Raw genomic sequence first — 15,244 nt, 5'->3', positions numbered from 1 at the left:
TCTGTCCCGATATTGCTTTTGGATTCTTACATTAATAAATATAAGAGCGGGACATTTTGTATTTTAAGTATTTTGTTCAGAGGTGTAGCGTGCAGTGGTACTTATGGCTGAAAATATTTCTGCCGAACAACTTCAATCGGCATTTTTTCGCCTGTCCAGCGTTCGAAAGAAGCAGCGCCCTGGAAGAGCAGCATGTACATTCCGTTAAATACGTGACAACCGGCAGCTTCTGCCATCTGATATAATTTTGTCTTACGCGGGTTGTAGATGATGTCACATACGATCAGTCCCGGGAACAGCATAGATGCATCCGGGATCGGGCATCCGTCTTCGTGAGGTGCCATGCCGATGTTGGTTGCGTTTGTCAGGATTGCGCTCTCAGAGATACTTTTTCTCATCTGATCGGTGTCTGCAAAATCATAGACATTGATATTGCAGGAAGTATGCTCGCGGACACGGTCTGCAAATCCCAGTGCACGTTCATATTCTTCCGTAAATTCTTTTAGCTGGAACATATCGATGTCGGAGACACCGTCTAAAGCTGCCTGTGTGCAGATCGCAGTGGCAGCGCCGCCAGCGCCAAGGACGGTCATTTTCTTTCCGATAATATTGTGTCCGGCATCTGCAACAGATTCCATAAAGCCGATACCGTCGGTTGTGTGACCGATCAGTTTGCCATCTTTTGCAATAACAGTATTGCATGCCTGTGCGATGGTGGCAGCCGGAGTCAGCTCATCCATGTATTCAAGAATCTGTACTTTGTATGGCATGGTTACATTAAAACCTTTTGCACCGATTGCCTGAAGTCCGTGTACGGCAGTACCAAGATCTGTGTTCGCCAGATCAAAAGCCAGATATACATAGTCAAGGTTTAACTGGCGAAATGCTTCATTATGCATTTGAGGAGATACGCTATGCGCAACAGGAGTGCCAATGAGTCCTGTTAATTTGGTTTTTCCAGTGATTTCCATTCTTCTTCCCTACCTTATTAATAATCAGATTATTGTGTTCTGCCCCATGTGAATGCCATGGGGAAATACAAAATAGTTCGTCTGCAAATATATATGGTACTATGATAGGTGTTTTTTCAAAAAAAGTCAATGTCTGTCGGCTTTTAAGGTTCCTCAATCTGCAAAAATATGGTACAATAAAAACCGTTAAGCGCATTGCGGAATGGAGGTAAGTATGCAGAACGCATTTGAAATAAAAGGAATCCGAATCGGAGATGGCAAGCCGGTGATCTGTGTGCCGGTAGTTGCACCGGAAAGAGAAACAATTATTGAAACGATCAAATCACTGACAGAACAAAAAGTGCAGATGATCGAATGGAGAGTGGACTGTTTTCGTGAGGCAGATGATGTGGCGGCAGTCAGAGCAGTACTGGACACTGTAAAACCGTTCCTCACAGAGACGATTTTCCTGTTTACGTTCCGGACAAAGCAGCAGGGTGGAAGCCGGAGAATGGAAGAATGGAAGATCCTGAAACTGAATGAGACAGCTGCAAAAAGCGGTTGTGCGGATATGATTGATCTGGAATTTTTTGAAGCAACAAAACCGGAAAAAGAGATCCGCCGGTTTCAGCGGATGGGCGTTCGGGTGATTGCTTCCCACCATGATTTTGATGCAACACCGGATGATTGTATTTTGCGAATGCTGATGGAGCAGATGCAGCAGGGCGGCGCAGACGTGGCAAAACTGGCAGTGATGCCGCAGAGTGCGGATGATGTGGTTCGTCTGTTAAAACTGACAAACGATATGAAGCAGAAATATCCGACTTTGCCGGTAGTAACCATGTCCATGGGTGCACTTGGTGTTGTCAGCCGTATGGCAGGAGAAATTTTTGGTTCCTGTATTACGTTCGGTGCCGTGGGAGAGACTTCCGCACCGGGACAGATCGCAGCTGACAAATTAGAGGATATTCTGAGCGTGATCCATCAGGGATTATGTTAAATAGTAAAAGGAGAAGTAAAAAAGTATGACACAGCACATTTATCTGATCGGTTTTATGGGAACTGGAAAAACAACGATATCACATAAATTACAGGAGCTGACCGGCGCCAACGAAGTAGATATGGATGCATGGATCGTAGAGAAAAATGAGATGTCCATCAACGATATGTTTGAAAAATATGGTGAGACCTATTTTCGTGACCGGGAGACCGATGCAGTTCGGGAGATTTCACAGACGGAACCGGCAATCGTGTCCTGTGGCGGAGGCGCAGTACTCCGTGACCAGAATACACAGATGATGAAGGAGACCGGAAAGATCGTGCTTTTGACAGCGACACCGGAGACGGTATATGAGCGTGTCAAAGACAGTACAGACCGTCCTTTGTTAAATGGAAATATGAATGTGGAACATATTGCGAAGCTGATGGAAAAACGCCGGGAACTGTATGTGAATGCATGTGACATTAAAGTGGCAACAGACAGAAAGACACCGCAGGAAATCGCGGAAGAAATCTTGAAAATTAGTCAAAACTAATTATTTTTAAGATGCGGATTTTAAAGATTTAACCATATTGAATTTATGGAAAAGATACTTGATTAAATGAAGAGTGTGAAAAATCAACGTATATTTTATCAATGAACAGAAAAATAGGAGAATTTTTTCTCGAGGAGCGATTGTTAGCGACGGAGACAAAATTCTCCTATTTTTCGTCCGTTATAATTATTATGCTTTTTAACTTTCACGAAAAAGGCTTTGCTTTTTTTACAATCCTGTGGTATTATAATCTTTGTTGATTTAACAATATATTTTTATGCAGCCGTAGTCTAACGGATAGAACACAGGACTCCGACTCCTGCAATGTGGGTTCGATTCCCGCCGGCTGCACTCTGATTCCCGGTTTGAGACCGGGATTTTTTTTCAGATAGTACGATAAAAGTGCTGTCGGCATGGAATATAAAATGATGTGCAGCAATAAAAAGCAGGTATAGAAAAAGTTGAATATGATATTCATAGAGAACTGGCATATGATAAAAAACTTGAAAATTTGCCAAAATATGCTATGCTAATTCTGAGTATGAAAAATTAACAAATATATTAATTACGATAGATAAATTAGGTGAGAATTGAATGAGGAAGACAGGCAAAAAAGGATTTACGCTGACGGAATTAATTGTTGTACTTGTAATTATGGGCATTATTGCCGCGATCGCAGTTCCGTTGTTTACGAATTACTGGAGAAATGCAGAGTTTCGAAAGAATGAGGAAAATGCCAGGACGGTGTATCTGGCAGCTGAATCGAAACTCACATATTACCGTTCTTCCGGTCAATGGGACAGCTTTCAAAAACAGATCAAAAAACAGGCAGAAAAGGATCAGGAGAAAAGTGATGAAAACAGAACCGTAGAAGAAGCGGTATTTCCTCCTGATCAGGAAAATGCCGTACAGTTAAATGGACGTATTTATACATTACGACTGTATAAAAATGCATCAGATGCGGATCAGAAAAATAATCTGCTTTTGCAGTTGATTGATGACTATATTTACGACAAAGATATGCTGAATGCATCGATAGCGGTGGAGATCGATATTGAATCCGGCGAAGTGTATTCTGCATTTTATGGTTCCAGATGCAAAGGACTGACGTATGAATCTGAGGATAAAGATGATTATCTGACCATGCAGAAGCGTGATTATGACAGCAGAAAGAAACGCTTGCTTGGTTATTATTCTACGGAAGATACGGTAAATGTGGTATCCTTGAAGCCAACGAAGCTTCGTATCACAACTATCAGTCTGCAGAACAGTGAGAAATTGACACTGAACTGGTCTTCGAATGCAGGAGAAAGTCTGGATGTCAGCTATAAGATCGCAATGTACAAAAAAGACGGCACACCGTTATTTTCCATGGTGCTGTCTCCTTTTGATGTCCGTACGGAAGGATGGTCTGGCAAGGATGAGAGCAGTACCTATGCATTTGCCAGTGTAACACTTCTGGATGGATCAGGTAAAGATCAGGGAAAATGGAGTTTTCCACTGACTTATAGTGATAATAAATATTCTCTGGTGCTGGATGCGATGATGTCTGCCAAAACACAGGCATTGCTGACTTCCCGTACCGGAACAGACAGTGAAAATGCGTTATTAAGAACGTTAAGCACAAGCATCTGCCGTCTGGCAGGAATGACGGAGGATCAGGCGCTTGCTACACCGCAGGATATCTATGCGACAGTAGAGGCAATGTCCTATGCCGGAACGGACAGTCATGTGGTCGTTTCAAAAGAATACAGTGCCAGTGATGCGGCAACTTCTAATACGGCAAACAGTATGTATGCGGATAAAACGGATGGAAATGATGTTCGGATCGCAGTATTCCGCCACCTGTCGAATATGAGATATTATGACGATACGAAGGAAGCTGCTTTTACGCTGACGGACAAAAATATGGACTGGGCATCAGTAGGAACCGGTGTGTATGATCTGACCGAAGAACAGAGTGGATCGAATACATTGCAGAAGCTTGCATGGAAAGAAAACAGCACCAGCAAGACGGTCGATTTTCCAACCATTGCAAATCTGCCGAAAAAGCAGACATTGACAGGGAAAGGAAAACGTACGCTGGTGTCTCATTTGAAATTAGGAGAAGCTTCCATTGTTGATGATGAGACAATTAACAATCTGACACAGGCAGCGTCAGAATCCAGAACAAGAGCGAGTGTACAATTAAATCCAACGGAATATCTGGGCTTGTTTGGCGAAATAGAGGGAACCATTGATAATGTGACACTTCAGGATGCACATTTGTCCTTTGGTGTTTCTTCCAAGGATGGAGATTCCAACACAGCAGACAGCAGGGGCACGTATGCTTCCCTGAAAGGAATCGGTATTTTAGCAGGCCGCAATGCGGGAAGCATTAAGGATACATCTCTTACTTCGACAGAAGATTCATCTTCTGATCAGGCAGAAAAAAATGTAGAGGTTTCACTGTCTTCTACAGCAGTTTCTGCCAACAGAACGCAACAGGCAGCAGCAGTAGGCGGTGTTGTTGGTATTTTGGCAGATACGGATGAATCCGGCAATCTGACCACACTGACTTCTGGGAAACTGGAGAACGTTACCATGGAAGGCGCTGTAAAAGTGCAGCTTCCGAATGTATCTGTGACAGCAGATATTTCTTCTGAAAATGATACATTGAAAAATTATGCGCTTGGAATCGGCGGAATCGTAGGATATGCGAACATTGAGAGCGCAGGCGGAGAAAAGAGCGTTATTATTTCCTGTGAAAACCATGCGGGTGTGTCTGGCAATTATATGACAGGTGGAATCGCCGGTAAGATTGATGGCACGGCAACGAAGTTTGACCAGACAACCTGGAAAAATGACGCTGCGATCAAAGACAGCTCCAATACCGGACTGATCCTCTGTACGGAAGATACGCCAGCGACTGTCGTTGGAAATTATTTTGGCGGAATTGCCGGTTATGCTTATCAGACATTGATCTACAACTCTACCAGTGCGTCCGGTCGAACTTCCGGGTTTACATATAATAAGGATAAGAAGGACTTACTGAAAGGACAGTACGTTGGTGGAATTGTCGGATATGGCAATCACAGCCTGATGGCAAACTGTGGAACCGAAAGCAACGGTTATATCCTTGGCTCCAAATACGTCGGAGGAATTGCCGGTGGACTGGGCGGAAATATAAATGAGGCAATTCAGGCACACCAGCAGGAGAGTGTATCGGTTACGACGAACCGAAGCTATGTCGTTGGAAACGAATGTGTCGGCGGAATTGTCGGACATAATACAGCTGGTGTTATGTTATCTAACTGTATCAATAACGGTGTGGTAGCAGGAACCCAAAAAGATAACGGAGATGGCGGTCGTTATGTCGGAGGTATCGTGGGATACAATGCAAATGGTGCGACCATCCATAACTGTGCAAGTTATCTGTCCGATTATGGCAGCTCTATTTTCAATATGATCGTCAATGACTGGGATGCCAAAAGTGATTATGTCGGAGGAATTGCCGGATATAATAATGGATTTATTGAATTTACAAAAGACAGTGAGGCAATCACGGTCAAATCTGTATCCAGTATTGTAGTCGGAAATAATTATGTCGGAGGAATTGCCGGATTCAATGATGTACAGGCAACATTAGATGTAAATTATACCCTGATCGGTGGACAGATTTATGCTTATGAGACCTGTGCCGGTGGCGCATTTGGATTTAACGCATCGGAAAATGCAGCAAGGCAGTCTCTGACTGTAAAACCACGAAGTGTACAGGGAAAATATTTTGTCGGCGGTGTCATGGGTGCAAATGTCCTGGCTATTGACAAAAATACAACAATTTCCGGTTTGCGTGCAGAAAATACTTTGGGAACCATTACCGGAGAAGCATTCACTGGCGGCGTGATCGGCTATCAGAGAACCTATGATGCTGATCAGTTAAACTATAAATTAGATACAAATGAAGATGGAATCCGTGCGGCAGTAGAGGCGGCGCAGAATAGTACCAGCAGTTCTGACAGACTGTTGCCGGGAATGAACGAAAATAATATACCAACAGCTGTTATGACATCCAAGAATTCCTATACACTGACGATCAGTACAGAAGGCAATACGGATGATTCCCTGACGGTCAATACAAACAATATTCAAATCCAGACGGTAATGTATTCCGGTGGCGTACTTGGCTATTGTGACAAAGGCTCAAAGATTGAGATTAAGAACTGTAAAAATACCGGAAGCATTACATTTGCTTCTGATTTGCTGGAAAAAGATAGTACTGGAGGAATTAAACTGGGCAAGTATGCTGCCAGTGGAGAAATTCCGGAACTTCTTACCAAGGATGCTTCCGAATTGGAAATGCATTTTATTGGTGGAATCACCGGTGTGAATTTACAGAATGAGACCATTACGCATTGTGCCAATACCGGATCTCTGTCCGGATTTACCGGAATTGGTGGTGTGGTTGGCTTGAATGCAGGAACCGTCAAAAACTGTGAGCTCAGTGAACATTTTGGAAATGTGGCATTGGAATATGTCGGTGGAATTGTCGGCATCAACAGCAATGGTGGAACGATTTCCAAGTGTACTACGGATGCGGGCAAGACCATTTCCGGAAATAATCATCTGGGTGGCATCACAGGATGGAATCTGAAAGGCGGTACTTTGACTGGAAATGAGAATTATGCAACTGTCAATGCATCCGGAAAAGATAACTCCGATTATGCAGCCGTTGGTGGAATTGCCGGTCAGAACAGTGGCACGATTGTTTTACAGAAGGACAGCTCTACAAAAAGCCGTTCGGTATCAGGCGCGAAAGGTGCCGGCGTTGGTGGACTGGTTGGTATCAATGAATCTGACGGTCAGATTCAGGTAACCGGAACAGGTGGCACCAGTGGAGAAATTATTGTTGTTTCTAATAAAGTAACGGTACAGGGATATGAGCAGGTCGGCGGAATCGTCGGCATCAATCATGGCAAATTTAGTCATTCCGGAAGTCCAGCCTATATTACAGCACAGGCAAAGAAAGTGCAGGCGTCCCACGGAACCGCTGGTGGAGTGGTCGGTGTGACAGATGGTGATATTCATTATGCCGTGAACCGATGCGAGAGTGTCAGTGCCGATGCAGGCAATGCAGGCGGTATCGTGGCGGAAAATACAAATAAAACTGCAATCATCAAAAACTGCAATAACTATGGAAATGTCAGAAGCAGTGACGGGTATGCCGGTGGTATCGTGGCAACAAATGCCGGTATGATCCAGTATTGTCGTGTACAGAGTCCTGGTTCTTCAAACAGTGTAGAAATCTATAGCCTTGGTGTGAATGCCAGTGGTGCGATTGCTGCAACAAACAGTGGTACGATCACAGATTGTCTTCCGGGAGCAACGGTAATATTGCGCGGTAATGCAACTGTTTATGGAGGAATTGTCGGGGAAAATACCGGTAAAGTAACATCTGCAGCTTTAAATGCAGCAGGAACCAGTGCTTATAATCTGAGTTATATGCCACAGATCAAATCAGATAAGAACGGTCTGACCGTTGGTGGTGCAGTTGGCTCCAATACAGGTGTCGTATCCGGCATTGTGGCAAGCAATCTGTGCTTTGAAAATTTCAGTGGTTACAAGTATCTGGGAGGAATTGTTGGTACGAATGGTGTGACAGTAAACCAGAATCCGCAAAATGCCGGTGCACAGATCAGTGTAACAAACTGTAAATTTACCGGAATCATGACAGAAAAGGTAAATGCCGGTGCAGCCGGAAACTGCTACGGTGGTATTGCAGGTATTAACTATGATGAGTTGAAGAACAATACCGTTGATCAGATTACGATGAATATTCAGGGTGTATACACGGCAACCAGTACAAGTACCACAGCGCAGAAAGAGGCAATGGCAAGTCATGCCGGAGGAATCGTTGGAAAAAATGAAATCAATGCACTGATTGATGGTTGTACGTTAACCGATAACAGTCGAAGTGTTCTTCAGGCAAAATTTGGCATGTTAGGTGGAGTAACCGGATTTAATAAAGGTACGATCCAGATGTCCGGAAGTAGTATTACTGCAAGCATTATGACAACGGATAGTATAAAAGATTCCGTTACACTAACGGACGCAGCAGTGGATAAAAACAAGGGCAATCTGTCGGCAGACAGTAATCCGGTCAACTGGTCATATAACAATGGATTTTTGCTGGAAAATGCAACTTATCAAAATACAAATACAAAGATTTCTGCCAACCGTCTGAATCTGAAAATGACAGACAACGGTAATGTGGGAGGCATTACTGCATTTAACAGCACCGAAGGTTTGGTAAATCGCTGTGTATCAGGAAACTGGTTCCTGCTGAACCGATCCGAGGCAATTGGTGTTGGTACCGGTGGAATCATTGGCATGAATGAATCAGAAAATGATCTGACCTGTCTGGTCAATGGAGCTTTTGTGGGACGTCAGGTATCTGCAAAAAACATTAATGGTAAAGATTATGAACAGGGACAGACAGACCGTTTTGCGGGTGGTATCATCGGTAATCAGAATACTTCTACCGGAAATGAGTGGACAATCGAAAACTGTATCAATTTCGGTACGGTATATTGCTATCGTACTCACTATTCCGGAGGAATTATTGGTCAGTGGACAGCATCTGGCGGTACGATCAAAGATTGCCGGAACTTTGGAAGTCTTCAGACGACCTATCAGTGTGACTGGAAAGGTGCCTCCGGCGGTATTGTAGCACAGTTGTATCATGCTTATGAGGACAATGAATACAATATCATCAGTTGTGAAAACCATGGAAATATTTACATGCGTGATGGCGCAAGTCTGTCTGGTGATTCGCATGGCGCGAACGATAGTGCGGGAATTCTTGGTAATGTGACTACTTATAAGGTTGATAATGCTGACCGGGCACAGAACTTCACCATTCGAATTCTGGATTGTGTCAACGGACCGGGTGTGAAACTGTATTCAGCTTCTATGGGAGCCGGTATTTTCGGTTACCTGTCCTGCGATAATGCAAGTGTAGGTGCAATACAAAAATCTACCTGCAAGGTAAAAATTGATGTTGAACGGTGTCGAAATTTTGCAAACGTACTGCGCGGCAGATCTTTCTGCGGTGGTATCTTTGGTGCCCGGTATTCTGTAACCGGTTGGAGTAATACGATTGTAAAAGATTGCTATTCTGCGGATCTGGCGACAGGTAGTGCTGAAAAAGACAAGCATTATACTCCGGAGGGGAGTCCGATTTATTCCACCGGAAATAACCATGAAGGCAGCGTAGCGAATATTGCGAATGCGGAGGATCGAAAAAATAATTTCTTTATCAATGGTAGAGAGGCTAGAAAGTATGGTTCAGACTATGGCTATTACTTTAATAAATTTGTTCTTGGAAGACTGAATGCTGATGGAAGTGTACAATCGTACGGAACTGGAGAAACAAATGTAGGGGTTACCAGAAGAACAAATGCGACATGGAATAACTATATCAGTAATATTCATGCGGTTGCAGTAGAAAAGACTGCCAGTGGATATCGGTATGCCTATGCAGAAATTTACAGCGGATGTAATACGATCGGGAGCGATTGCTTTGTAGACGCAAATGGCTATATTGTAAAAGTAAAAGCGGATAAAACAACAAGAATCGGTCAGATCCTGTTCTATACATGGGACGAGGATCACAAAGATCATGATAATTTGTATTATAAATGTACAGAAAAAGGACTGTTGGATCCTGATGGAAAAAATAATGCTATTTATTACAATTCCCGTGAGAGCTATCGACGTCTGGAAGGAATTATAACAGTAAATGATAAAAACCAGCTTCAGGCGCCAGTATATGCAAAAGCCAAAGTGGCAGATGGAATGATTGACATTGCTGTTACGCCCGGAACACTTCCAACGGATAATTCTCAGTTATGTGATCCGTTTGCCTATGTGGTAAAAATTGTTGGAAGTGATGGAACCACAGTAGAAAAAACAATCTATTCTGAAACCGGAAGCTTTGAAATCCCGAAAGGTATATCTGGAAACATAAAAGTTTCGGTTCGTGCAAAAAGTATGTTCTCGGATGTATTAGATTCTACGGAATATAATGCAGATGTCGTACAGAGTGGTGCTGTTCTTCCAAGTCCGGATGTCCGTGCAGAGTTAACCGTACAGAACAAGATCAGCGGATGGAGAACAGATTATCGCTATTCCTTTAGCCTGAATAATCTGGAGGCTTACAGCGAATACGATGACTGGAAAGTGACAATCTATATCAATGCATATGGCAAAGATATAAATGTGGTTCTGGATGCCGATCATCCGACAGCAGTGATGACAGATCTGGATCTTGGTGATCGGGGTCAACAGAAACGGAATGACAGGAATAATACCTATCAGATCATTTCGCAGGCGACTGCAACGACAGGTAAATATGAGAGTTCGCCGGTGATTTCTACGGCGGCATATATGCCATATTATCAGGCATTTATCAGTTTGAATCCGGCAAATTCCCCTGGAACAGATACTGTGACAAACCGTGCAACTACAAGCTATACCATTTCCGGTGACACGCTGGATACCTTAAATGTAAATGTGTCGATTGATAACAGCAATGCCAGTGAAATCCTGGAAGTTGCACCGATTTATCGGGCAGAATTAATTGGTAACTGGGGAAGTAAAAAGGATGTTGTATTTGCCAAAACAGATATTATGACCGTATCCAAGGGTGTTGCAACGGCGCAGTTTAGCAATTTACCGGAATATCTGAAAGATGCGACAAATCTCCATGTCAGATTGTGGTATGCACAGACAGGTCTGGGACCGGTATATCTGTATCATGAGGCAGATAATGCTTCGGATGCGAACGTCAGCGAACTTTTGAATGTGGACGAAAACGGAAATGAGACATGGGGATATTGTTACAGCTGGCCGATTCGAAATGAGTGGAAAGATTTTAATGCATACAGGGATGAATCCAGTCAGTTATTTAGCTGGTTACCTGCTCCAAAAATGGATCAGACAGACGGAAGTACATTAACGCCGACTTACGACAGCGACAACCGGATGCAGTATACGTTCTCCTGGGACAAGAATGTTTCTACTACGGATGATCCAAAATATGAAGTTTCCATGACCGGTATTGATGCAAATGGCAGAGAAGTCACCATTGATACCAGCAGCAGTTATACGGGTGGTCGAAGCATGACCATCGATGGAGAAGACTGGAACTATACCCAGGTACGCCTGAAAGTAACACGTATCGGCGACGCTTCCCAGAAGAAGATCGGTCTTTCCACAACCGCAACCTATTATGTTGCACAGAGACTGGAAAAACCGGGACAGCCTTCCGTGACAAATATCGACGACAATGAATTGAATTACAATGTTGTCTGGTCCGGTATTTCTGATGAAAGCTATTGCCAGGGCTATCAGATCTATGTTCGGGAGTACAGTGCAACAGGTAGTCTTGGAACAGCAGAAAAAGCAGGGACTTTAGAAAAAGCAACCGGCGCGGCAACTTATTCACAGATTGTAAATCTGGAAAAATATGCCGGAAAGCGAATTGTTGTTTATCTGGTGGCAGAATCCAGCAACAGTGCGGTATTTATAGACAGTGCTGTCGGAGTAACCAGCGAGATTCAGGTTCCGGCGCGTATCGCGTCACCGAAGGTAACATGGAATGTGAACTGGACGTATGATACAAATCAGCCGATGGAAAGTGCAGACTTCCTGTCAGGAGGACTTCGTGTCGGACTTAGAGCAGATAGTTCAAGTATTCCACCTGGAGGCAGTGCATACTTACTACGTGCTTATGTATATAACAGTCTGAGTGATGCAAATCAGGCAACAGCATCCGATCCGGGTAATTATACGACGGTATATCCGACCGGAAATGTACCGGTACAGATGGATGTGTCAAATGCACAGAATTATTATCATTTATTTGACAATCTGTCCATTAAATATGCCGGAAAATGGGTGGTATTTTATGCGCGTATTTCTTCCGGTGCCGGAAGCGTAAGTTCGCTTTGGACGAGATCAACGGTGGCATATCAGCTCCCATATGTAAAACTGGCACAGCCTGGTGTGACATCCGATACAAAATCTTACAGTCTGGAAGCGACGGTACAGACGACACCGAACGTACCGGGAAGTGTACAGATCTGGAATGCAAGACACACTGTTCTGGAATGGAACAGCGTGGACTGTGCAGATATGTACAGCATTAATCTGACCGGTCAGGTGACAGATCTGACAGCGGCAAATGGAATGAAAGCGTTACAGCCACAGATTCGTGTGCTGGAGACAACGGATGCTTCCGGAACAAAAAAGGCAAGCGTACAGCAATATGTATGGAAAATTATAAAAGAGGCAACTGGAACACAGCCGGCACAATGGGGATATGCATGGGAGTCCATTGCAGAAAACCCGACAAGCTATCCGGCAAACACACCGGAGACCGATAAAGTACATACCTGGGACATCAGTACTTACAGTGTGCCGATTTCATCCAGCTACACAGCGGAAAGTGGTAATCCAAATTACTACACCTTGACGCTGACGGCACAGGTGGAAGCACAGCTTCAGGCAGATGGCAGCATGCATTACACGTTGAAACTGCCGGATGTGGAACAGATGACAGCGGCAGATGGCAGCACAGTAACACATACCGATTTCACAATTACAAATATGGCAGTGTTTATTGCAAATGTTCAGAAAAACCTGGAGGCTACACCAAGCAGTGCTTATGCGGCATCTGATCCTTGCGAGATCAAATGGAATAACTAATGATGTAAAAGTTACAATGGAGGAAGTTTTATGATAAAGAAAGGTTGGCAGCAGTTGCGGCAGCAGAAGAAAAATGGAATATCAATGGCTGTGGTACTCTGTGTGTCAGCTTTCTTTGTTGCTTTCGCGGCGGCAATCCTCTATACCGCGGGAATGTTGACGGCGCAGTCTAATCTGCGTCTGAAACAGGAGCGGTGCAGCCAGCTTGCAAAATCAGCGGCAGATGTATTGGATCAGGAACTTCAAAAATATACCAATAAGGATACGACAGAGGCAGGAAGCGACAGTTTTTATACCTTTGTCAACAAATTTTTGGATGATTCTCAGTATCTGGATTACAGTGAAGATTATCCGGATGCAACAAAATACAATTTTCTGGTTTCAGACACGGATCTGTCGGATCTGTCAAAGGCGGATTCCCTTCCGGAAGGATATGGAAATATCAGAATTGCATTGACAAAAGAAAAAAATGCATCAGAGGATTCGGACAGTCTGAAAACCGGAGAGATCCATACAGCTGCAAACAATGCTGCCAATTATAAGACGGAAATTGACCGTATACGAAATATTACCGTTCGTGACTACAATTTTTCTGTGGCAGTAACTGCTTCCTATGAAGATGCAACGTATACCTATACAACTGAATACAGCCGTGAGGAAAAATATGACGTTAAGTTTACGCATAATGGAAAAGTAATCGTGTGGGATGATACAAATTCCTGCTGGAGAGTAGGTAATACCAGCGGTGAGGTTTATACACCGGATACATCACAGAACATCCAGTATGAATTTTTAAATACAACTACATCCTGTGTGTTCAAGGAAAATGTGTATACTGAGACAGCGGGAGGAGGAACAGCAGGTGATGATTAAAAAACTGAGAGAAAAATCAGGCGAGACACTGGTGGAAGTGTTAGCAAGCATGTTCATTTTCCTGATTCTGTTTGGAATTCTTCAGGGAGCTGTTTCTTACAGTCATGCATCTATGCAGAAGAATAAACAGATCCGAGAGGAAAATACACAGATCATTCAGGGGCTTGCTTCTGCACAGAAAGTAGATGGAGAAAGTAAAACGTTATCCTTTATTGCAACAACCTCAGAGATGGATAAGAAAGGTTCCGTTGTATTTCGAGTGCCGTTCACTCTGGCCACCAAAACGGTAACGTATCAGGATACAAATGGGCAAAGCAAAAATATTGTGTTTTCCCTGTATGATGTTTCTGCGGATGCGTCAGTGACACCGTCTGAAGGAGGAGATACTCCATGAAAAAAATAAGACGGCTATTAAATAAGAAGGATGGCACGACACTGGTGGAAACCATTGTAACCATGCTGCTGATCAGCATTATGTTTGCCATGGCAGCTACGGCATTAAGTTCCGCTGCAAAAATGTTTGTCCGGGAACAGAGATTACAGTACGCACAGTCGATTTTGGATACAACTATGACAGAATTGCGCGGAATTGTCGAAAATGCAGACGGATACATTAAAATTTATGACGTTGAACGCAAAAAAAATCAAAAAATTACAGATAAGACTGGAAATAATTCGGGAAATATATTAGAATTTATTAATGGAGACGGTTATGCTGTACTGATTTCCGCGGATGGTTGCGAAAAAACGCAGCTTTTTATCGGTCGACAGGAGTCCGGTGAAGCAGATGCGGTGGACGAAGGACAGCTATTGACCAGATACTATTTTTACAATAATGGAACGTATCAATACACCTGGAACGATGAACCGGCAGCCAGAGCTGTAGCAACGGTATTTGGCAAAGGGTTTTACATGGGCAATTATCTGGAAGTTCAATGGGCATTTCCGGATAGTGTCAATGCAGGTGATACGACAGATCAGATTACCGTTACGGCATCATTGTATCGTGACAAAGATCGAACGGATCTGGTTGCAACAGATTCCGAGGTGATACAGCTTCGACATAGTCTGATGCGAAAGGATACGGTGACAGCTACAGTTGGGTCAGATGCAGGAGAGTAGCTCCTGCAGAAAAAG

Annotated in this window: 7 protein-coding genes and 1 tRNA gene; 7 read left to right on the top strand and 1 reads right to left on the bottom strand. The window is 43.6% G+C overall.

Going from position 1 to position 15,244, the window contains the following annotated elements; genetic code table 11:
• Positions 1-101: 101 nt before the first annotated feature.
• On the bottom strand, positions 102-971 hold the full coding sequence (gene aroE, locus DXB15_RS04280; RefSeq protein ID WP_118702157.1) for a shikimate dehydrogenase: 870 nt from the start codon (positions 969-971) through the stop codon (positions 102-104).
• A gap of 214 nt (positions 972-1,185) precedes the next feature.
• Here aroE and aroD point away from each other — a divergent pair, with 214 nt between their 5' ends.
• The 7 genes from aroD (at position 1,186) to DXB15_RS04245 (ending at position 15,229) form a co-directional block, all read left to right on the top strand.
• A complete protein-coding gene (gene aroD, locus DXB15_RS04275) occupies positions 1,186-1,950 on the top strand; it encodes a type I 3-dehydroquinate dehydratase (RefSeq protein ID WP_158582189.1) in 765 nt (254 codons plus the stop codon).
• A 25-nt stretch (positions 1,951-1,975) separates the two neighbouring features.
• Positions 1,976-2,485 carry a shikimate kinase gene (locus DXB15_RS04270; RefSeq protein WP_118702155.1) on the top strand — a complete coding sequence of 170 codons (510 nt, stop codon included), beginning with the start codon at positions 1,976-1,978 and terminating at the stop codon, positions 2,483-2,485.
• Between the two features lie 279 nt (positions 2,486-2,764).
• Positions 2,765-2,836 (top strand) — tRNA-Arg (locus tag DXB15_RS04265).
• 243 nt (positions 2,837-3,079) lie between these two features.
• Positions 3,080-13,234, top strand: a complete 10,155-nt coding sequence (locus tag DXB15_RS04260) for a type II secretion system protein (protein WP_118702154.1) — start codon at positions 3,080-3,082, stop codon at positions 13,232-13,234.
• A gap of 30 nt (positions 13,235-13,264) precedes the next feature.
• Complete coding sequence (locus DXB15_RS04255; RefSeq protein WP_109214317.1) at positions 13,265-14,107, top strand: hypothetical protein; 843 nt, start codon at positions 13,265-13,267, stop codon at positions 14,105-14,107.
• Positions 14,100-14,501, top strand: coding sequence for a PulJ/GspJ family protein (locus tag DXB15_RS04250; protein ID WP_118702153.1), 402 nt, complete (start codon positions 14,100-14,102; stop codon positions 14,499-14,501). Before DXB15_RS04255 ends, DXB15_RS04250 begins: the two co-directional genes overlap by 8 nt.
• Entirely contained in the window at positions 14,498-15,229 is a 732-nt protein-coding gene (locus tag DXB15_RS04245; RefSeq protein WP_118702152.1) for a pilus assembly FimT family protein, read from the top strand. Before DXB15_RS04250 ends, DXB15_RS04245 begins: the two co-directional genes overlap by 4 nt.
• The last annotated feature ends 15 nt before the right edge of the window (positions 15,230-15,244 follow it).

Origin of the sequence: Roseburia sp. OM02-15 (genome assembly GCF_003481835.1) — a bacterium.
GTDB classification, from domain to species: Bacteria; Bacillota; Clostridia; order Lachnospirales; family Lachnospiraceae; genus Eubacterium_I; species Eubacterium_I ramulus_A.
The sequence above is the reverse complement of the archived record's forward strand: the minus strand, read 5'-3'. Positions and strand labels throughout refer to the sequence as shown.

Coding starts and splice junctions, on each gene's coding strand:
- aroE (WP_118702157.1), bottom strand. CDS start 971: ATGGAAATCACTGGAAAAACCAAATTAACAGGACTCATTGGCACTCCT.
- aroD (WP_158582189.1), top strand. CDS start 1,186: ATGCAGAACGCATTTGAAATAAAAGGAATCCGAATCGGAGATGGCAAG.
- DXB15_RS04270 (WP_118702155.1), top strand. CDS start 1,976: ATGACACAGCACATTTATCTGATCGGTTTTATGGGAACTGGAAAAACA.
- DXB15_RS04260 (WP_118702154.1), top strand. CDS start 3,080: ATGAGGAAGACAGGCAAAAAAGGATTTACGCTGACGGAATTAATTGTT.
- DXB15_RS04255 (WP_109214317.1), top strand. CDS start 13,265: ATGATAAAGAAAGGTTGGCAGCAGTTGCGGCAGCAGAAGAAAAATGGA.
- DXB15_RS04250 (WP_118702153.1), top strand. CDS start 14,100: ATGATTAAAAAACTGAGAGAAAAATCAGGCGAGACACTGGTGGAAGTG.
- DXB15_RS04245 (WP_118702152.1), top strand. CDS start 14,498: ATGAAAAAAATAAGACGGCTATTAAATAAGAAGGATGGCACGACACTG.